Origin of the sequence: Microcoleus sp. PH2017_05_CCC_O_A (genome assembly GCF_020738785.1) — a bacterium.
GTDB lineage: Bacteria > Cyanobacteriota > Cyanobacteriia > Cyanobacteriales > Microcoleaceae > Microcoleus.
Genome location: NZ_JAEQCB010000124.1, coordinates 12,296 through 31,260, shown reverse-complemented (window position 1 = coordinate 31,260; position 18,965 = coordinate 12,296). Strand labels below are relative to the sequence as shown.

19 protein-coding genes are annotated in these 18,965 nt (G+C 46.3%); 10 read left to right on the top strand and 9 right to left on the bottom strand.

The window, feature by feature from the left end:
• Nucleotides 1–181: 181 nt before the first annotated feature.
• Together JGK20_RS24765 and JGK20_RS24760 are read right to left on the bottom strand one after the other, a co-directional pair.
• A complete protein-coding gene (locus JGK20_RS24765; protein WP_293186563.1) occupies nt 182–997 on the bottom strand; it encodes an alpha/beta fold hydrolase in 816 nt (271 codons plus the stop codon).
• Nucleotides 998–1,313: 316 nt separating this feature from the next.
• Nucleotides 1,314–2,039 carry a lysophospholipid acyltransferase family protein gene (locus tag JGK20_RS24760; protein ID WP_293186561.1) on the bottom strand — a complete coding sequence of 242 codons (726 nt, stop codon included), beginning with the start codon at nt 2,037–2,039 and terminating at the stop codon, nt 1,314–1,316.
• Between the two features lie 546 nt (nt 2,040–2,585).
• On the opposite strand from JGK20_RS24760, the gene JGK20_RS24755 reads away from it, so the two are divergent.
• The 5 genes from JGK20_RS24755 to JGK20_RS24735 all read left to right on the top strand — a co-directional run bounded on the left by JGK20_RS24755 (nt 2,586) and on the right by JGK20_RS24735 (nt 5,692).
• Nucleotides 2,586–2,900, top strand: a complete 315-nt coding sequence (locus tag JGK20_RS24755; protein ID WP_293186559.1) for a hypothetical protein — start codon at nt 2,586–2,588, stop codon at nt 2,898–2,900.
• A 130-nt stretch (nt 2,901–3,030) separates the two neighbouring features.
• The gene (locus tag JGK20_RS24750) at nt 3,031–4,758 is read left to right on the top strand and encodes a succinate dehydrogenase/fumarate reductase flavoprotein subunit (RefSeq protein ID WP_293213512.1); all 1,728 of its coding nucleotides are present in this window, start codon (nt 3,031–3,033) and stop codon (nt 4,756–4,758) included.
• 148 nt (nt 4,759–4,906) lie between these two features.
• Nucleotides 4,907–5,152, top strand: coding sequence for a hypothetical protein (locus JGK20_RS24745; protein ID WP_293186555.1), 246 nt, complete (start codon nt 4,907–4,909; stop codon nt 5,150–5,152).
• Entirely contained in the window at nt 5,145–5,489 is a 345-nt protein-coding gene (locus JGK20_RS24740) for a hypothetical protein (protein ID WP_293186554.1), read from the top strand. Before JGK20_RS24745 ends, JGK20_RS24740 begins: the two co-directional genes overlap by 8 nt.
• Nucleotides 5,486–5,692 carry a hypothetical protein gene (locus JGK20_RS24735; protein WP_293127010.1) on the top strand — a complete coding sequence of 69 codons (207 nt, stop codon included), beginning with the start codon at nt 5,486–5,488 and terminating at the stop codon, nt 5,690–5,692. The genes JGK20_RS24740 and JGK20_RS24735 overlap by 4 nt, the downstream gene beginning before the upstream one ends.
• 78 nt (nt 5,693–5,770) lie before the next feature.
• Here JGK20_RS24735 and JGK20_RS24730 read toward each other — a convergent pair whose 3' ends face one another.
• On the bottom strand, nt 5,771–6,682 hold the full coding sequence (locus tag JGK20_RS24730; protein ID WP_293186552.1) for a Uma2 family endonuclease: 912 nt from the start codon (nt 6,680–6,682) through the stop codon (nt 5,771–5,773).
• A gap of 240 nt (nt 6,683–6,922) precedes the next feature.
• A complete protein-coding gene (locus JGK20_RS24725; RefSeq protein WP_293232483.1) occupies nt 6,923–7,858 on the bottom strand; it encodes a tetratricopeptide repeat protein in 936 nt (311 codons plus the stop codon).
• Nucleotides 7,859–8,265: 407 nt separating this feature from the next.
• Between JGK20_RS24725 and JGK20_RS24720 the strand changes: the two genes are divergently transcribed.
• Nucleotides 8,266–8,403 carry a hypothetical protein gene (locus JGK20_RS24720; protein ID WP_293203559.1) on the top strand — a complete coding sequence of 46 codons (138 nt, stop codon included), beginning with the start codon at nt 8,266–8,268 and terminating at the stop codon, nt 8,401–8,403.
• A 251-nt stretch (nt 8,404–8,654) separates the two neighbouring features.
• Entirely contained in the window at nt 8,655–9,896 is a 1,242-nt protein-coding gene (locus tag JGK20_RS24715) for a hypothetical protein (RefSeq protein ID WP_293186549.1), read from the top strand.
• A 252-nt stretch (nt 9,897–10,148) separates the two neighbouring features.
• On the opposite strand, the gene JGK20_RS24710 is transcribed toward JGK20_RS24715, so the two are convergent.
• The gene (locus tag JGK20_RS24710) at nt 10,149–11,324 is read right to left on the bottom strand and encodes a homocysteine biosynthesis protein (RefSeq protein WP_293193373.1); all 1,176 of its coding nucleotides are present in this window, start codon (nt 11,322–11,324) and stop codon (nt 10,149–10,151) included.
• A gap of 421 nt (nt 11,325–11,745) precedes the next feature.
• On the opposite strand from JGK20_RS24710, the gene JGK20_RS24705 reads away from it, so the two are divergent.
• Entirely contained in the window at nt 11,746–12,372 is a 627-nt protein-coding gene (locus JGK20_RS24705; protein WP_293232481.1) for a Uma2 family endonuclease, read from the top strand.
• A gap of 132 nt (nt 12,373–12,504) precedes the next feature.
• Here the strand turns inward: JGK20_RS24705 and JGK20_RS24700 are convergent, their stop codons facing one another.
• From JGK20_RS24700 to JGK20_RS24685, 4 genes are all read right to left on the bottom strand, one after another.
• A complete protein-coding gene (locus JGK20_RS24700; protein ID WP_293232479.1) occupies nt 12,505–13,689 on the bottom strand; it encodes an AI-2E family transporter in 1,185 nt (394 codons plus the stop codon).
• A 124-nt stretch (nt 13,690–13,813) separates the two neighbouring features.
• Nucleotides 13,814–14,431 (bottom strand): Uma2 family endonuclease, encoded by a 618-nt coding sequence (locus JGK20_RS24695; RefSeq protein WP_293232478.1) that lies wholly within the window; start codon nt 14,429–14,431, stop codon nt 13,814–13,816.
• A 238-nt stretch (nt 14,432–14,669) separates the two neighbouring features.
• A complete protein-coding gene (locus JGK20_RS24690; RefSeq protein WP_293232485.1) occupies nt 14,670–15,782 on the bottom strand; it encodes a hypothetical protein in 1,113 nt (370 codons plus the stop codon).
• The gene (locus JGK20_RS24685) at nt 15,757–16,848 is read right to left on the bottom strand and encodes a tetratricopeptide repeat protein (RefSeq protein ID WP_293232477.1); all 1,092 of its coding nucleotides are present in this window, start codon (nt 16,846–16,848) and stop codon (nt 15,757–15,759) included. Before JGK20_RS24685 ends, JGK20_RS24690 begins: the two co-directional genes overlap by 26 nt.
• A gap of 52 nt (nt 16,849–16,900) precedes the next feature.
• Between JGK20_RS24685 and JGK20_RS24680 the strand changes: the two genes are divergently transcribed.
• Both JGK20_RS24680 and JGK20_RS24675 read left to right on the top strand, forming a co-directional pair.
• Nucleotides 16,901–17,203, top strand: a complete 303-nt coding sequence (locus tag JGK20_RS24680) for a hypothetical protein (protein WP_293196190.1) — start codon at nt 16,901–16,903, stop codon at nt 17,201–17,203.
• A gap of 378 nt (nt 17,204–17,581) precedes the next feature.
• Nucleotides 17,582–18,913, top strand: a complete 1,332-nt coding sequence (locus JGK20_RS24675; RefSeq protein WP_293196192.1) for a methyltransferase domain-containing protein — start codon at nt 17,582–17,584, stop codon at nt 18,911–18,913.
• Nucleotides 18,914–18,965 lie beyond the last annotated feature (52 nt).

Here is an 18,965-nt window from a genome sequence, read left to right as displayed (position 1 = left end):
ATAGCTCGCGAGTCTTAAGATAGCTCGCGAGTCTTAAGATAGCTCGCGAGTCTTAATATAGCTCGCGAGTCTTAATATAGCTCGCGAGTCTTAATATAGCTCGCGAGTCTTAATATAGCTCGCGAGCGGGGACGCTCGCACTAAAAAAAAATACAAAAATGAGATGCTCCCTGACTGCTCACTAATGACTCCTGACTAATGATAAATATTCTTCTGATTCTGCCAAAAAATTGCGAGCTTGCATAATTGCGTAAAGGTCAACATCAGTTTCCAACAAACAAGCATGACCGCTATTAGCCAGCATCACCATTTCAGGATTCGGAATTACCTTGACTAAAAGCTTCGCTTCTGCCATAGAAGGCAGCAGCCGATCGGCTCCGCTAGCAATTACTAACGTCGGCTGTTCGATCGCACGCAACTGATTTTCATCCACATTAAACGATCGCACTAACGCCAATCTCCACACAGACGTATTTTGCGGTACCGCTTGCATCGCTTCCAGCAAAGCTCGCCGATCGTCCCGCCCAATCTTTCCTAAGGATGCTAATATCGGCAACAGACCGATTACCGACAGCGGATAAAGATTCGCCGGCAGCCACTGAGTCAGGTGAGAACCCCACTGCACCCAAGGCTGTTGTCGGAATGAAGAAGCTGGATTAACTAAAATTAGTCGATCGCACAATTGGGGAGCTTCTAAAACAACTTTTATCGCTAAACAGCCCCCAAATGACTCGCCGCACAGATAAACTGGCCGCTGATTGGCTTTCTTTTCTGCTTCAATTAAGGCAATTGTTTCCTTAACCAGTACCTCCCAGCTAGCCATGTCGTCGGCCGGTATAGCTAAGCAGCGAATGTCGAAATGCGGAGCTAATTTAGGAATTTGCGATCGCAGCAGCAAACCTCCCCCGTCCATACCGGGCAGAAATACAAATAAAGGGCGATCGGGTTTGGGCGGTTTCGGGCTGAGAAAACGAACCTTATTGTTAGCAGTTGGCATGATTAAACTTAATCTGGTAATTGGTAGTTGGTAATTGGTAATTGGTAGTTGGTAATTGGTAATTGGTAATTGGTAATTGGTAATTGGTAATTGGTAATTAGTAATTGGTAATTGGTAATTGGTAATTGGTGATTGGTAATCTTGCTCGCGAAGCCGAAGGGTCGCAATTGGCAATTGGCAATTGGTAATTGGTAATTTATTGCTCATTTTTACATGTCAACTGTCAACTGTCAACTGTCAACTATCAACTGTCAACTGTCAACTGTCAACTGTCAACTATCAACTGTCAACTGTCAACTGTCAACTGTCAACTGACTTAAACACACCCTCGATCGAGTAATTGTGCAATTTCCCCCTGACAGTGCTCTGTAAGTTCAGCCACAACTGCTTTGGCTTTTTTGCCTCGATACTGCTGCTGTCGATCGACTGTAATCCAGTAAGGGCGGCCGATTAAAATATTAACTCGTTGATAAACTATCACAGGATGCCACCCAGCGCGATCGAACAACGGTTCGGAAGGATCGAACAAACTCAGCAACTTCAGCGGTAAACCCGATCGCACCGACTTTTCCTCCATCGAAGCAATCGCCACCGGCAATACCGCCAAATCCCGCACCGGCGCCCGCAAAGCCAAATGAGCAAATCCCCGCTGAAACTTCCCGATGGTATTGGGTTGAGTAAAGTTCACCATCGGTTCTGCACCCTCAGGAAACACCCCCACCATCTCCCTGTCTTGTAGCAGCGCCGTCGCTTGAGCGAAAAAATGTTGCTGTCGGTGCTCCGGTGCTTCCAAGGGGAAAGCCCCAAAACTCGTGACAACTTCCCGAATCACCGGAACTTGACCCATGTAGTGATGACAAGCAAACCGGATCGATCGACCCAACGCTGCTGTCAGCACCAAAGGATCTAAGAAACTGCGGTGATTGCTCACCACCAGTACCGGACTTTCTTGCGGAATCCGCTGCTGGTGGTGTACAAACATCTGCGTTCCCACACCAGCCAGGAAACAGCGCGAAATCATTAATGTGCGATCGGAAGACATGGGCTAAAACACAGGTAAAACGCTTTCAACAGTTGACAGTTGACAGTTGACAGTTGACCGAAGGAGAGCGACCTCTACCCTTAAGTCCGAGGATTGGAGTAATGAATAGTCTGATTTTCATTTCTCCCGCTCCGGGTTCCGGCTTTCAACCAATTCTTTCTGGAAAAGGTTGATTCCATACCCATGCAGCTTAACATTACTTTACAAAAATCGCGATCGGTCAAAAAGTATACTTTCCCCTTGTGCCTTTCTGTCGTAGTCCTGCACGCACGGGGGGTCAGAAACCAGGTTTTTGCGAAAAGACTCGTTACAGGCGCCAAAACAGTAAAAAACCCAGTTTCTTTGTCGGAGTGCCTAAGTCTGGTTTGGTAAAATTTCCCAGTCAGAAGTAAAATTTTATAAAGTCTTGTTGCAAACTTCTATAAAAATGTTTAAAAGAACGCCAAAATCAAGTTGTAGCAGCTAAAGTTATAAATTCACAGTGGGCATTGACGCACTGTCAAAGTATTTTTCAACAAGTCGTAATAGCAATCTTCCGAGGCATCAATGGATAACATTCACAACTATCGCCTTAAATGTACCCTCACCTTTGGCGACATTTACGGTCAAATCATTGTTTGGCTGATAGTCATCTTCCTGAGTCTAGCGTCCGCACTCGCCCTCTGGAGCAGCGCCCGCCAAATCTACGCCTTGGCTACAGTTGGCTTGATTTTAGTGCTGTCTCTGCCATTCTTGCTGTTTGCTTTCGTGACAACTCTACTCAATAACATAGAAGTGCTTTCTGTAGACCCCGCCACCGAAGATCAACCTTCTGCAACGGGAAATCAGTCCCATCAAAGGTCTGTCGAAAGCGTCGGCTAGTCGAATTTGAAATTTTAGATTTTGATTTTCGATTAAAATCAAAAGTTAAAAAACTTCCCGATCTTTTGGTAGGAAGTTTTTTTTTGCGTCACCATAAGTTGAGCAGAACACTCAAAATAATTAAAAAACAATGCTAGAACACGACGTGATAATAGTTGGCGGCGGTTTAGCAGGTTGCCGCGCAGCCGTAGAAATTGCCCGGACTGACCCAAGTTTAAAGGTAGCTGTTGTTGCCAAAACTCACCCGATTCGATCGCACTCCGTCGCAGCCCAAGGTGGCATGGCCTCCAGCCTCCAAAATGTCGATCCAGATGACAGTTGGAAAGCCCACGCCTTCGACACAGTAAAAGGTTCAGACTATTTAGCCGACCAAGACGCCGTAGAAATCCTCACCCGCGAAGCACCCGGTGTCATCATCGATTTAGAACACATGGGAGTCCTGTTTTCGCGCCTCCCAGACGGCAGAATAGCTCAGCGCGCTTTCGGCGGACATTCCCACCGCCGCACCTGCTACGCCGCCGACAAAACCGGTCACGCCATCCTCCACGAATTAGTCAACAATCTCCGCCGTTGTGGAGTTCACATCTATCAGGAGTGGTATGTCACGCGCCTGATTTTGGAAGCAGGCCAAGCCAAGGGCGTAGTTATGTTTAACCTAATAGACGGCGAAATTGCCGTCGTGCGCGCTAAGGCGGTGATGTTTGCTACGGGGGGTTACGGCCGAGTTTACAACACCACCTCGAACGATTACGCCTCGACTGGCGACGGTTTGGCGATGGCGGCGATGGCGGGATTGCCGCTGGAAGATATGGAGTTTGTGCAGTTTCATCCGACTGGTTTGTATCCGGTGGGAGTGTTGATTTCAGAAGCTGTACGGGGTGAAGGGGCTTATTTGATTAATTCGGAGGGCGATCGATTTATGGCGAATTATGCCCCCTCGCGCATGGAATTAGCGCCCAGGGACATTACATCGCGATCGATTTCCTTAGAAATTCGTGCAGGTAGAGGAATTAATCTCGATGGTAGTGCAGGCGGCCCCTTTATCTACCTCGATTTGCGGCACATGGGACGCGAAAAAATCATGAGCAAAATACCTTTTGCTTGGGAAGAAGCGCACCGCTTGCTAGGAATTGATGCCGTAGACCAGCCGATGCCAGTGCGTCCTACGGCTCACTATTCAATGGGGGGAATTCCAACGAATATTGGCGGACAAGTTCGCAGCAGTGCTGACAGTTTGGTAGACGGTTTCTTTGCGGCCGGCGAAGCAGCTTGCGTGTCAGTTCACGGCGCTAACCGTTTGGGCAGCAATTCGCTCTTAGAATGCGTAGTTTACGGCAAAGTTACTGGCGCAACCATAGCACAATTTGTCCAAAATCGCAAGTTACCCGCAGTAGACGAACAGCGTTATATTCAGGAAGCCCAAGAGCAAATTCAAGCACTTGTAGACCGTCCCGGACAATACCGAATTAACCAAATTAGGCAAAAGTTCCAAGATACGATGACTGAGTATTGCGGAGTATTTCGCAGCGCAGAATTGATGCAGGAAGGTTTGCATAAATTGGAGGAATTGGAAAAACAATATCAAGAAGTTTACTTGGATGACAAGGGTAAATCTTGGAATACGGAAATTGTGGAAGCTTTGGAATTGCGGAGTTTGATAATCGTGGGAAAAATGATTTTAACTTCGGCTTTGAACCGTCAGGAAAGTCGGGGCGCTCATTCGCGGGAAGATTTTTTGCAGCGGGATGATGAGAAGTTCTTGAAGCATACGCTGGCTTATTATTCGCCTGCGGGGATTGATTTGGCTTATATGCCGGTGGCGATTACGATGTTTGAGCCGCAGGAGCGGAAGTATTGATTTATAGGGTGTGTCAGCCCTAAATAAATTTTGTTTGTTACCTAATTACCAAATGGCTGACGCACCCTACTTACTAAATGGTTAGGGCTTGTAGCGTAAGGCTTTTAGACGTTCTAGCTATACCTCACCTCCCCTAGAAGTGCTATATATGAGTAAAACGACACAGACATCTCAATTCCAGCAAGCTCTTGAAGCTGTAGAAGTTTTATCACTAGAAGATCAAGCCATGCTTCTAGATATTCTTCAAAATCGTCTGCGACAACAGCGACGCAATGAATTACTCAAGGAGGTGGCAGAAGTTCGTCAAGAGTATGCTGAGGGAAATGTTAAATTTTGTTCTGCCGCCGATTTTATGGCGGAGTTGGATGATAGTGAGGAGAAAGTTCATGGCTGATTTGCCCGATAGAACTATTACAATTATCCTAGAATTACAGCGCCGACTGGTGCAGCTAATCAATCAAGCGGGAGCGACTGAACTATCTGTTTTTGAAATATTTGGAGAAACGGAGGCAACTGCTTCTGTGCTAGAACAATTGACAAACATTAGAGAACGAGCTACTTCTTCTTATTCTCGCCTTTCTAACCTGCTCCTGCGAATTTCGGAATTTCAGCCGATCGCTCCTACTGCTACCATAGAACTACTGACTCAAACGATAGAACAAGCTGAAGCTACAGCCGAGGCCGGAGAAGCTACTGTCCGAGAAGCTAAAAGTGATTGGAACCTACTATGACTCAACAACCGCAACCAGAACCCGAAAAAGTAAAGCAGACAGTTGCTAAAATGCGCGAAGTCTGTCGGCAGTTTGATAGTCTTAATTTTGCACTTGATGAACTGATTGCCCAGATAGAAGCAGATATTCGGAATAGTCCTCTCACAGCTTATCGTTTAGGGAGAGCCAAGTCTGTTGCTGGGCCTGCGGAGTCAGAAAGTTAGTGCTACTGTCATTGGTTGCGATCGCTTCCTAGCAAATTCAAGATCGATCGCCCTTTTCCCCAATTTCCCTCCACTATCTCACTCTCCACCATCCTCCCTAACTTCTTCGACAGATAAACTTAACGCCTCCGCCACCTGTTCGGCACTCAAACCCATTCCCAACAACCGGGGAATTGCAGCCCTTCTTGCCTGAAATTCAGCTTGTCGTGCCTGCTCTGCACTGTCAGCTCGCAATCTTTCTTGTTCGGCTCGCAATCTTTCTTGTTCGGCTCTTTCCCGTTGTTGTTCCCCTCGCAATCTCTCCAATTGAGCTCTTTCATCGCCAATCAACAGCAAATTACCTTCCTCATCCCACCAACGCAGCCAAAGCATGGTTTGATTTTGATAACTGCCTTGCCAAAGTCCCAATTCTACGCCTAAAGGTGCGATCGCAAAATGACCGCGCTGATTCAGTTCTAACAGTTGATAATACCCGTCAATCAACCGATAAACTTCTAATCTGCCACTGTTAATTTCATAGATGCCGTAATAGGGAATTCGCATCACCCGCTCGTAAGCCCAAAACTTGCCAGGTTTCGTGATTACCCCTTCATCAGTGCGAGACAACGGAGTGCGATCGCGCTCTTCATCGCCATTCCCGCTCGCAAATTCTAACGCGATTAACGGTGCTATGTGTTCCCGCCACAGCACGTAGGAACGGCGAATTTGACCGTCAATATTAGGAGGTACATTAGGAACATAAAACCAATCAGGAGCTTCTGCACCTTTTTCCGGTGGCTCGGTTTCTCGCCAATAAATGCCGCAGTCTTGACCGATCGCATATTGTCCGTCAGGATGCCGCTGCTGCAAAATCGGGCCGATCGAATCTGTTAAAATTAAACTTTGTGGATGCTCCTGGAAATTTTTCACAAAAGTACCATCCGACTCTGGTAATTGAGTGTGGTCTGGAAAAGCAGGAGGTAGAACAACGCGGTCAACGCTTTGGGTCATAATTCCCTCCGAGGTCTGACTTAATTCATAATATCACGTCCTAGGTTTGTAGTGAGGACTTCAGTCCGCAGAAATTGATGCGGACTGAAGTCCTCACTACAAACCTTATAATCGTTATTTTTGCGGATACTCTCTAATCTGTAATTCGGAATAAAATAAGAAGTTTTGAGTTAAAAGTATCAAATTTTTTAACTCAAAATCATGGGGCGGGAACTCTTCGTACCGCCCCTACCAATGTCCTTAAGGTTTCGGTAGCGCACCTTCGGGACTAGGAGAAGCAGCCGGTTCGGGACTGGGAGAAGCAGCCGATTCTGGACTCGCTTTTTCTGCCGCAGGAGAAGGCGAAGGAGTGCCGCTAGCTAACTGATTAATTTGGTCTTTATAGTTAGGTGGAGCTAACTCAGTAGCTTTATCAAACAGCGTTTTTGCTTCGTCTGTTTTGCCCTGTTCCTTCAACACGATCGCATGAGCTAACGTCGGACGAAAATCTTTCGGATTCGCCTTAGCCGATTCGTCGTAAATCGCGATCGCCTCTGGGTAGCGCTTCTGCACCGCATAAACCTGTCCCAAAATCAACTGCACCGAAGTTACATCAATACTTCCCGGTTTCGCCTGATTCTGCGCCGGAGCAGCCTTGAGCGTATCTTGCAGCAGTCCGATCGCAGCTTCGGGCCGTTGCTGCACCAACAGCAAATTCACCAACCCCTGCAAAGCCTTAATTTCCCCAGGCTTAGACGCTAAAATTGACCGATAGGCCCCAGCAGCCCCTTCGCGATCGCCCGTGCGTTCCTTCGCCTGAGCCAGCAAAACCCCGTATTCCGTAGTTTCAGGATTCAGCTTAGCCAACTTTTCCAACGTCGGCACCACATCCTTGATCGCCCCCACTCCTTGTCCGATCAACTCCAGCCGTACCTGCAAAAGTCCCCGCAAAGCCGTTACATTGTCAGGTTCCCGCTGCAAAACCAATTCATACCCTCTCACCTGATCTTGCAGCAACTGCGATTGCTTATCGTTAGATGCGGCTGTCTGAGTTGGCGTTGGAGTCGATCGACTTTGCGCTTGATTGCCCTTGAGAATACTGTCCAAAATTGGAACCAGAGAAAATCCCACAAAAGCGATGAGCGCAAGCACTACCACTACAGTAATCAACCCGCGACCCTTGTTTGCTTTTTCCATAATTCAACTATCCCAACTTAAAATCTACTATTTTCTAAGAATCAACCCATCGCCTAGGGGCGTCTGCGATTTAACCAGATCTATGCAACCATAAAAGTTCTTAAGTTCAAAGTCCCAATTCACAAACCAGTCTTTTGCTTGCAGCTAATATGGTAACAGACCCGCAACTCCACGCTAGCCAAACTATTTTGGACACAAAGACCCGCAGCCCCAAGGAATGTGGCTTTCGTCCAATAAGAGTGCGGTCAAGCTCAAAATTACCGAAAATATGGCGGATCAGCCCGTTAGGTAATTGGATTAAGTAAAATAGGCAAGCTACTCCAGAGAGATTGGAATGGCGCCTTGGGGATTTTCCTCAAATCATTGCGAGATATTGCCGGGTTGGATGCTCAGGTATTCAACACGCTATGTCGGGATATATCCTAGATTGTCCGGACTTGAAGTATCTGAATATCCTAAACGCTATTAGCCAGCAACGCCAGCTTTCGGGCGATCGACCGATTCTTGGGTTAGCAACTCTCAAACTCTTTGCCAACAAGGATTAGAGCAGCCAGCAAATCCGGGATCGCTCGTAGCGCAGTAGAAAGTTGGCGTTGACGGGTCAAAACCAAACTTTCCGGCGCAAGCCTCAAGTCGGGTGCTAGTAGTTTTTAAATCAGTTTCTTCAGTTTATTCCTAATTTCCCTCAAGGGATGTGTCTCCGCTGCAAGGAGTTTTTATGAACCCCTCTCCCAACCGGTCTTCCAAATCGTCCAAATCTACTTCTGCTCGCAAGGCTCAGCCAACCGAGCCCGCCGTGAATCAGCCCGCAGTTACAGCCTCCGTGCCCGAGACACCAGACGAAAGTCCCGTGTCTTCCGCGTCGGCTGCACCTGTTGACGAAAATCAACCACCAGCGCCAACGGACGCCCCAGCGACAACGGACGCCCCAGCGCCAAATGACGCCCTAGCGCCAACGGACGCCCCAGCGACAACAGACGCCCCAGCGCCAAAGGATACGCTGCAACGACCACGCTACAGTTCTGCCCCCGATGGGGACAAAACAAAGCCAAAGCCCAGCGATGCTCCTGCGATCTCGGAGCCAGCAGCGCCTGCGGAATCTGCTGGTAAGACAACTGAACTCACGGTCGTACCTACCCCAACCCCCAAGCCTCCCACTAACGAAACTCAGGTCGATGATGATGACATACCCTCTGTCATGCGCCAACATCCCATTCCCCCTCCCAGTGAACCCAGACAGTACCGAGCTGTTGGTTTAGTGCGGGGCCGCTACACCCAATCTGAAGAGCAATTCACCCGAGGTATGTTGATAGCTGCCGACGGAACTGCCATCGACGCAGTTTTGCTGGGTAGAGTTATGAGTTTAGTCAAAAATCACCTGGATCTCGAACAAGAACACCTGTGGGTGGTCTATCCCCGCACCAGGCAAGAAGACGGCAACTTGCACGCCCAAATTATGGGTGTTTGGGAGCCGGAAACCCTGAAAAAATCTCCCGAAACTTCCTCTGATGAGGAAAATCAGGAAGCAGGGGAGATTGAGCAGGGCGGCGAACCATCGACTGCATCTTTGCCGCCCTCGGAACCTGATGTTGAAGATGGCTATTTTTCGATTCGAGGCGAGGTGATTTATCAACAATCGCAAGAGGAAGAAAAATATCTCATCGTCAAAATCAAGCAAGCTCCTCGCAAGAATGACGACAAGATGAAGTTTTTTAAGTTGAAACTCAAGGGGGATGTAGGAACAAAGGCGATCGGGTTTTTTTGGGATTTCCACGTCAAATTGCAAGCTGACAGTCTGATGATTGAGCAGGCCAACAATATTGGCGCCCTGCCGATTAAAAAGCGGAAATTCCCCCCCGGTAGCAAGCCGCCCGGTGGTGGCTACAAAGGAGGGGGAAACAAGCGTGCCTTTACTCCTAAGCCCAGCGGTGACGGTACTCCTGTAGGGCGTCCTACTATCAAGTCCGCAGCAGCACCGCCTGTCCCCAAGGAACCTCTTCCTAAGCCTGTGAAGAAGCCTAAGCTTGTTGAGGAATAAGACTATTTTAGATTCTTAGATTTTAGATTTTAGATTTTCGGTGAGTGCATCAGTTTCCCATGGGTGCAGTTTTTCACCAGAAGACTTCAATCTAAAATCTAGAATCCTGGACGCACTCGCAAGGATCGGAAACTGAGTTTCTTGACAACAAACCTCAGCTTTCAAGCAACGCCGGGGACAAGAAACCCGGTTTCTAAGACCTTGTGCTTCCACAAAAAAATCTAAAATCTAGAATCTAAAATCTCAAATTGTTTATTCAATCCTGACTTGGGCTCCCCACAAATCTTGGGGAAGAAATACTCGATCGACAGATAGAGGAGCAACTGGGGCCGTGAGGGTAAATAAACCCGCTTCAATTTGCTGCTTCAATTCCAAAGCTACTTGCCGCGAGAGAAACATACTCGCCAGCGGGGCGGCCCGCACGGGTTTACCCTCGATGAGAATGCGACCAGTTTTTAATTGAGCATAGCTAACTAAACCAAATGTGGGACGAACGCGCCGGGGGATAGAGAAATCTACCACCGGCGCTACTATTTTTTTGTCTGATACTGCACAGTGCGCCACGACTGTTTCGTTTAAAACAGGAAAAGGGATGCCGACTCCCAGCATCAAGGATGGGCCGTAGTTTTTGAAGTAGCAGCCGCGCACCCATTTGGAGTTCATCTGTTTGGCGTCGCCGATGAGTGCCAGGGTGGCGGCTGGGCCGATCGGAGTCCCGTTAGGCTGCCGTTTTTGCAGCGGGAAGTGTTGGGTTCCTTCCCAGGTGATGTAGCCCTGAGCACCTCCTAGGAAGATCCGGGTGCCGATGCCGATGAGTTCGAGGTGGGGGTCGTTGAGCAAGGGTGACATGGCTCCCAGGCTCGAATAGACGGCGTTGCCGAGGTTCGGTTGCAGGGGGCCGAGGTAGGTGAACAGCGGGCGATCGCCCCCGTTGACTCCTACAATAAAGTTTTGATAGGCGTTCCGGGGATTGAATAAATAAAACTGGTTGATGGTATCGCGGGTAATCGTGGTTTCAAAGGAGGCGCGGGGATAGCAGTCTGTTACTTGCCCTAAAGCCCGCAACTGCACGGGTTTGCCGGCGATTAAGTCTTCGATGACGTGTCCGCCGCCCCGTTCCCGCGATTCTTCGCCGTCTTCGGCTACTTGGGTGGCTCCGAGGTACAGGTCTACGGCGCCGAAGCCGGAGTAGGCTAAAACGCCGTCCAGCCAGCACTGCCGGATTTTGATCGGGGGGTCAGTATGGCCGAGGTTGATGATGGCGCCGGAGGATTCCATGGGCTCGAAGGTGCCGGTGGTAATCACATCGACTTGTTTGGCGGCTTCGGTAATGCTGGTTTCTCTGACTCTGGTTTTGAGTTCTTCGATTGTCCAGACTGTGGCTTTGCCTTGGCTGATTTTATCGTTGATTTCGTCGATCGATCTCATAACACTATTTTATTTGGATTTTAGTTTGATAGATTGGCGATCGGGCGATAGTTTGAGATAAAAGAAATGTATTATAACTGAGATGTTACACCATTCTCAATTAGCCTTTTCTGAACAGGCAAGATGCCTGTTCCACAAAGAGTTAATTTTCTTGTGGAACAGGCATCTTGCCTGTTCTTGATAATGATGCAAGATGTGAGTTATAACGCAATACGGTTCAGTTAACACTGTTAATTCCCCGGATATCCCCCTAAATCCCCCCTGATAGTCGGGGGATTTTGAGCAACTTCTTGTCCCCCCCTTGTAGGGGCGGTGCCCCCGTTCCCGCCCTCTTGGCTAGGGGGGATCTGTCTTATCTGAACCGTATTGAGTTATAACGGATATAAGAATAATATCATAAATCAAATAAAGGGCGATCGCCATGACTCAAGCGATATTAAAACCAGTCACTTTCGATGAATTTATTGACTGGTATCCTGAAAATTCCCAAAAGCATTACGAACTGCACAATGGAGCTATTGTTGAGATGCCTAAAGCAACCGGAGAACATTCAGAAGTAGCTGGCTTCCTTTGCCTGAAGCTAGGGATGGAAATCGAGAGGCTGCAATTGCCCTACTTCGTACCGAAAGAATGCGTTGTCAAAGCTGATAACGAGCTATCTGGTTACGAACCGGATGCGATCGTTTTGGACAGACAAGGGACGAACAGCGAACCGAGATGGAAAAAGCAATCTATCATTACAATGGGTAGTTCTGTCCGGCTAATTGTCGAAGTTGTCAGTACCAATTGGCGGGATGATTATGGCTACAAGTTGGTTGACTACGAAGCTTTGGGTATTTCTGAATACTGGATTGCGGATTATTTGGGACTTGGTGGCAGACGCTATATTGGCAATCCGAAACAACCTACTTTTTTTGTTCACCATTTGGTTGATGGCGAGTATCAAGTTAGTCAGTTTCGGGGGAGCGATAGGATTGTTTCGCCCACATTTCCAGAGTTGAATTTAACGGTGCAACAGATTTTCAGCGCTGGACAAGATGCGGTTTAGAGTGCTAGGATACAAGATATAGATTTATAAGAGTCGGCGATTGAAATCGCTTCTATAAAAACAAAGTCCGCCTTCGCGGACTCAAAAATAAACTGCTATTTAAGCCAGATTTGGGATGAGTACAAACCTGAATTACTGATTTCCAGGAACGTCATTTGCGTCATTCTCTGGATCATCGGAAATGTCTGGTTTGTGTTCGGGTAAATTTTCTGATCGGCTTTGTGTGACTCCTATAGATTCGTACTCTTCATGAATAGCCGAATCAATTGCCGCCAACCTTTTAGGATTGGCGTCCCACTGGTTGAGAATGTCTTTAATTAGCACTTCCCTAATCCAAACTTGAGCGACAACTGTGAGGGGAAGGGCTAGCAATAAGCCTAAAAATCCAAAAAATGTGGCGAAAAATACTTGAGCTATTAAAGTTACTGCTGGCAGCAGCGATACTTGCTGTGCCATGACGTAGGGGGTGAGGATGTTGCTTTCAAACTGTTGAATTAGAAAGTAAAGAATGAGGACTAAACCTGATTTTAAGGGAGAGTCTAAAAGTGCGATCGTCATTGGCGGAATGACGCTAATAGTAGGGCCAATATTCGGAATCAAGTTCAGAAATCCTGCTACTACAGCGTGAGCTAACGGTAGTGGAACTTGCAAAACTGACAAACCAATTAAGCTCAAAAAAGCAATCACACTCATGCTAATTAACGCACCGATGACCCATCTACCGAGAGCTATTTCGCATTCATCTAAAATACCCTCGATTCGCCGCCGATAAAAAGAGGGAAATAGTTGTATAAATGCTTTGCGGTAAGATAGGGGATCTGCTAAGGTCATCAAGGTCAAAACTAAGACTAACAAAAAACTCAGGATAACGCCTAATGTATTGCCGACAAATGCTCCTGCACCCCCAACGAGTTGGTTGAATAAAGGTTGCAGTTGCCGCATAATGTCGTTAACATCAAGATTTGGCAGGCGCTGGCCTAGTTGTCCCGAGAAGCGAGTTTCGATTTGATCTACCCAATCATTTAATCTTGCTATTCCTTGAGGAGCTCTTTGGGTAAGTTGTTGGAATTGCAGGGCGAAGGGCGGTACAATTATCAGGAACAAGCCTACGAAGACGAGGAATAAGAAGCTAATTGAACACAGTACGGCGATCGACCTTTTGAGTCGGAATTTTTTTTGTAAGTAGCGTGCTAGTTTGTTTAAGGCCGTGGCTAAGACGATGGCGGCAAACAGCAGCAGTAGGGCTTGCCTGATTTGCCAGAGGATGTAACAAGATGCGATGAGGGCTAATAAGCCCATCCACTGTCCTAGCTTCATGCGATTTTTAGATATTATAACGGGGAATTGCCGACATTGCTTTAGACGCTTTTGGAATCGCGTCTCTACAAGATAGCTTAAATGCGATCGCCTCTTTACAACATACCCCTACAACGCAGCCTCTTCAATTCCCTTTCGCGAACACCTGCTGCGCTGTCAGATTCAATTCTGGGAAAGTTGGGGACTCAATCACCTCAGCCCCTCTGAACAGTTTAACTTGGTATTCCCCGTCAACAAGTTGGTAAACGGAAAAAGTTGGTTGCTTAGGATTGCCGATAAACCGTCTCCCGCCCAATCCTAGATAGTCTATAATCCAATATTCTTGGATGCCCATTGACTCGTAAGCCTCTAGTTTGCGAGCATAATCATCCGCCCAGTTAGTGCTAGTTACTTCTACGATTAGGGGAACTGATGAACCCATTGTAATAATTGATGATTTCTCCCATCGCGGCTCGTTTCCAATGGTTTGTTCGTTGAGTACAATAATATCTGGTTCATAACCAGATTCCTCGCGCATGGGTTTGATGACGGCTTCTTTCGGGATGAAGTAGGGTAAATTAAGACGCTCAATCTCAATTCCTACCTTCAGCGAGGTAAAACCTGCTACTTTAGAATGCTTGCCTGTTGCTTTTGGCATTTCAACAATTTCTCCGTTGTGTAGTTCATAGTGACATCCTGAATTCTCAGGATACCAGTCAATGAATTCATCGAATGTTACTAATTCAGTTATGGTTTGAATCATGGTGAGTGCCTTGAGTTTGGTTGCGATCGTCCTAACGTATATTATATGACTTGTAGGGTGCGTCAGACGAACTTGTAGGGCGATTTTCGAGGGTTTCGGCTCTAAGGTTCGTAGTGAGGACTTTAGTCCTGATTCTGTCAAGGACTAAAGTCCTCACTACAAACTAATTTTATTGTCATCATTCGATCGGACTTGATATAAATCCCATCCAAAAAACCTCGCTGTCAACTGTCAACTATCAACTGTCAACTGTCAACTGTTTAAGTCTTTCTCGAACAACTCCTTGATAAAAACTCTCTAAAGCTGTCACGCAAACTTTATCATCAAACAGAAGAGCGTGTCGCTCACTCATGCGTTGTGAAATATCTCGCCGCCACTCTGAATCTAGACCCAACTTGACAGCAATTTCAATGTATTCCTCTTCGTTTTGGGCAATTGTCTCTGTTACTCCCAGCATCTTGAGAAAGCTATAAGCGTGCAGTCCCCGCATAAATTCTCCCGGACAAGTTACTATAGGTAAATTGCACGCGATCGCCTCCAAAGACGTATTGCCCCCCGACCAAGTGAAAGTATCCAAGAAAACATCGGCAAGAAAGTTCATGGCTATATACTCTTGTCGAGTTGCGATCGCTCGAAATACACAGTAATCTTCGCTGTCGAGATTAACAGCAGCAAAAGCCCGCTTGAGCCGTTTTCGCAAAAGTTCACCGCGCGGAAAAATAAACTGAGCTTGGGGAACGCGGCGGGCTATTTCTGCTAAAATAAAATCATATTGCGGTAAGTATTTGAAAGGAGCTTGGCAGCAAAAGTAAATTATTGCATCTTCTCGGAGGTCAAAATCTAAGCGACTATTGTTTAATTCTCCGACGGTGGGTTTGGGGTAGGAAACCCCAATATTAGGCAACTTAACTAAGGTTTCTGAGTAATGCGATTGTGCATTTTCCGGTTCCATCAATTCGCTGGAAATAAAATAGTCAACTGTAGGTAAACCAGAGGTAACAGGATGTCCCCACGCCGAACATTGCACGGGTGCGAGGCGCAAAGCTGCTATTTGGATAGTTGGTGCATCCATGCCAATTTCCGGGAATACAAGAATGTGCAATTTGTCATCAATAATTTGTTGGCATACAGCTTCTAAGTTGTGAGGAATGTGGCGGAATACATGGCTATATTCGCGAAATTGTTCTGTAATCAGATCTGGTTCATTACCCGTGTAGTAACAGTAAATCTCAAATTGTTTTGTATCGGCATACCGCAACCAGCCGGTCAACCATAAAGTGCCGCTGTAAGAATGCAAGTAACTAGAAATATAACCGACTCTAATTTTACCATTTTCCGGCAGCGGAGGCATCTGTCGCGGTTCCACCCACTGGGGATAGTTCGCCGCCATAATTTGATGCACTAAATTGGCATATTTTGATTGGGATTCTACAACATTGTGGGCTTGATAGGCTAGGTAGAAAAAAAGCATTTATTTTTTCTTGTGGAGTTTTCAAAGATGTTTGCTGAATCAAGCTTTCTAATTCTCTGACAAATCTCTTCCGGTAAGTTTGAATTTCACGCAAACTATTGTAAATAATCGGTAATGTTAAGTGGCTAAAAAGTTTAAAAACGTATTCATTCGGGAGAATCTCTGCGGCTATTTCTGCATTTGAAATAGCTTTTTTTGTTTGTCCGGTCTGCTGGCAAATTTTGATGAGTTCAAAGTGCAGTTGTCCGGCTGTCCGGTAATAGCGAAGCCCGTGTTCAAGAATTGCGATAGCTGCTGAGATTTGATTAATTCTTCGCCAGCAATCGCTGAAGTTCAAATATAGTGCTACATCTCCTACCTGGAATTGCGAAAATCTTTGATACTGCTTAATAGCTTCTTCATATCTTCCTTGAGAGTAGAGTGTGTTAGCCAAACTCAGGGCCATTGATGCTGGTGATTCCAGCGTTATATCGCCAAGTCGATCCAGTTCCAATAGTGGGATAATTTCTGCGCCGGACAAGGCTAGTGCTATTTGATTTTCCGCAGCCAACTTAATTCTATATTGAATTTGTGGCAGAAGAGTTTGCCACTGGCTTTGAGTGAGGTTTTCTAATAAAATAATTTCTGGTTCGACGCTAGGATCTAAATCTTCTTCCATGCAGAGGTTCATGAGAATCCCGGACAAAATTAAATCAGCGTCTAACTCAGAGTCTTCTGAAATTTCGGTACTATCTATTAAAAGAGCTAGATTGTGGCGATCGCGATGAGTGACAATACTTTTAATAATTGGGGCTAACTCTAAATATAGCAATTCTTCTGGTTGGCTCCAATCGGGGAAAATGAGCAAATTTAAGGGTTTGAGATTCAAGGTGGTTAGATCCATGCGATCGTCTGTCCTGTATTCTTGGGTATTGTGGGGCTTTTGGTGTTGTGTGCGGCTGCTCAACTCCTACCTCGGCTGCTGTTGCCATGCCCGCCAGCCCAGAATCGCAGCTAGGATGATACTGGGGGTAAACACGGCGATCAGGGCGTTGAAGTCGGTTGAGGCTATGGATAGGCTGGGCCCTGCGTACTTGATGGCCAGGGAAAACGCGGCGGAGAAGCAGAATACTTTGAGGATGGGGCTGATGTTGGTGTTCATGGATGTGCTGGTTGGTTGTACGATCTGGTTTGGCGCGGGGGTGGGAAACTTTGACCTTAAGTATTATGGCAAGGCTGTGGTCTTGTTGAGTGTGGGGTTTGGGAAAAGTGCGATCGATCGTGCCGGGAGTGCTGATAATATTTATGATAATTTTGGGTAAGCTTCAGTTTAAAGGTAGATTCGCATCACTGAGATTTCCTACGTTAACCTAACTCCGTAAGAGCAGACCTATTTGCTCGCGATCGTTCAAACACGTAAAGCATCCTACCGGAAAAAGTGATAAATTATCAGTCGTCAACTCAGGGGAGACACAGCCAAAACCGATGATTAGCGTCAAAACACTTTTAGAGCAAGCTCAAAATCCCGACTATTGGAAAAGCCTGAATCCCCAGCTAAGTGTAGGTGAAGATTTTACTTCACTATCTGGCAGCTATCTTACCAGCATATGTATTCTCTGTCAGAGGATATAGCCGAACTCGCCACAGAAATGCCAAAATAGACTCTCCAACCGTCACTTAAACTTCAGGATAATTTTACAATGGACCACCAAAACTTAGAAGTAGTAGATAAAATACGTCAGCAATTTGATACGGCTCCTTATCCTAGAAAGCCTTTAGATCAATCTCCTAAAAATGAGTCAGAATTACTTTATTTTCATGACCTTTCAACAGCTTACTATTTAAGAAATCAAAAATTGATAAAAACAGATGGAAAACTTATTTTAGATGCTGGGTGTGGGAGTGGCTATAAGTCATTAGTTTTGGCAGAAGCAAATCCTGGTGCGAAAATAATTGGCATTGACTTGTCAGAAGAATCTGTGAATTTAGCCAAACAACGCCTGCAATATCATGGTTTTGAAAATGCCGATTTTCATGCAATGCCACTAGAAAATTTACCTAGCTTAGGCTTAGAGTTTGATTACATTAATTGTGATGAAGTTCTTTATCTTTTGCCTGATATAGTAGTGGGGTTACAGAGCCTGAAATCAGTATTAAAGCCTGAGGGAATTATTCGCTCAAATCTTCACAGTTCAATTCAGAGAAATTTTTATTTTTCTGCTCAAAAAATATTTGGATTAATGGGTTTAATGAATAATAATCCCCGCGAACTAGAAATGGAATTAGTTCGAGAAACTATGAAAACCTTGAAAGATCAAGTTATGCTTAAGATGGTAGCTTGGAATGCTCAAGAGGCAGAACAAGACGAATGGATTTTAATGAATTATTTATTGCTGGGGGATAAAGGATATAATATTCCTGAAGTTTTTGCAGCCTTGAGAGTAGCTGATTTAGAGTTTGTTAGCATGGTGGATTGGCGGCAGTGGGAATTGACGGATTTGTTCAAGGAGCCAGATAACTTACCGATGTTTCTAGAAATGAGCCTGCCAGAAATTTCTGTGGAAGAGCGACTGCATTTATTTGAGCTGTTTCATCCTGTCCATCGCCTGATTGACTTTTGGTGCGGTCATCCCAACCAAGGTCAGCCTTTTGTGCCAGTTTCCGAATGGAATCAATCTGACTGGCAGGTAGCGCGAGTTCACCTGCATCCTCAATTGAAGGTTGCCCAGGTAAAAGAAGACCTGCTCAAGTGCATCGCTAAGCAACAATCTTTCACGATCAGCCGTTATATCCCTTCACTTTCCCAAGTTCCGATCGCCGTCGAGAGTATGCTAGCAGCTTGCCTGCTGCCTTTGTGGGAAGGAGCGCAGCCGATCATGTCCCTAGTCGAACTGTGGCTCAAGCTTAAGCCACTGCATCCTGCTACCCTAGAACCCGTGAGCCACGAGACGGCTTTTGCAGAAGTGCGGGAACTCCTAAGTACGCTGGAAGCTTTTATGTACGTGCTTTTAGAGCGATCGGCTGGAGACTGAAAAAAAAATGGGCGGGAGTGATATGAACGCCACGAAAACTGGGTAAGTTAAA

Excerpts from the sequence above, each read along its gene's own strand:
- JGK20_RS24765 (WP_293186563.1), bottom strand. The coding sequence starts at position 997 with ATGCCAACTGCTAACAATAAGGTTCGTTTTCTCAGCCCGAAACCGCCC.
- JGK20_RS24760 (WP_293186561.1), bottom strand. The coding sequence starts at position 2,039 with ATGTCTTCCGATCGCACATTAATGATTTCGCGCTGTTTCCTGGCTGGT.
- JGK20_RS24755 (WP_293186559.1), top strand. The coding sequence starts at position 2,586 with ATGGATAACATTCACAACTATCGCCTTAAATGTACCCTCACCTTTGGC.
- JGK20_RS24750 (WP_293213512.1), top strand. The coding sequence starts at position 3,031 with ATGCTAGAACACGACGTGATAATAGTTGGCGGCGGTTTAGCAGGTTGC.
- JGK20_RS24745 (WP_293186555.1), top strand. The coding sequence starts at position 4,907 with ATGAGTAAAACGACACAGACATCTCAATTCCAGCAAGCTCTTGAAGCT.
- JGK20_RS24740 (WP_293186554.1), top strand. The coding sequence starts at position 5,145 with ATGGCTGATTTGCCCGATAGAACTATTACAATTATCCTAGAATTACAG.
- JGK20_RS24735 (WP_293127010.1), top strand. The coding sequence starts at position 5,486 with ATGACTCAACAACCGCAACCAGAACCCGAAAAAGTAAAGCAGACAGTT.
- JGK20_RS24730 (WP_293186552.1), bottom strand. The coding sequence starts at position 6,682 with ATGACCCAAAGCGTTGACCGCGTTGTTCTACCTCCTGCTTTTCCAGAC.
- JGK20_RS24725 (WP_293232483.1), bottom strand. The coding sequence starts at position 7,858 with ATGGAAAAAGCAAACAAGGGTCGCGGGTTGATTACTGTAGTGGTAGTG.
- JGK20_RS24720 (WP_293203559.1), top strand. The coding sequence starts at position 8,266 with ATGTCGGGATATATCCTAGATTGTCCGGACTTGAAGTATCTGAATATC.
- JGK20_RS24710 (WP_293193373.1), bottom strand. The coding sequence starts at position 11,324 with ATGAGATCGATCGACGAAATCAACGATAAAATCAGCCAAGGCAAAGCC.
- JGK20_RS24705 (WP_293232481.1), top strand. The coding sequence starts at position 11,746 with ATGACTCAAGCGATATTAAAACCAGTCACTTTCGATGAATTTATTGAC.
- JGK20_RS24700 (WP_293232479.1), bottom strand. The coding sequence starts at position 13,689 with ATGAAGCTAGGACAGTGGATGGGCTTATTAGCCCTCATCGCATCTTGT.
- JGK20_RS24695 (WP_293232478.1), bottom strand. The coding sequence starts at position 14,431 with ATGATTCAAACCATAACTGAATTAGTAACATTCGATGAATTCATTGAC.
- JGK20_RS24690 (WP_293232485.1), bottom strand. The coding sequence starts at position 15,782 with ATGCCTCCGCTGCCGGAAAATGGTAAAATTAGAGTCGGTTATATTTCT.
- JGK20_RS24680 (WP_293196190.1), top strand. The coding sequence starts at position 16,901 with ATGATACTGGGGGTAAACACGGCGATCAGGGCGTTGAAGTCGGTTGAG.
- JGK20_RS24675 (WP_293196192.1), top strand. The coding sequence starts at position 17,582 with ATGGACCACCAAAACTTAGAAGTAGTAGATAAAATACGTCAGCAATTT.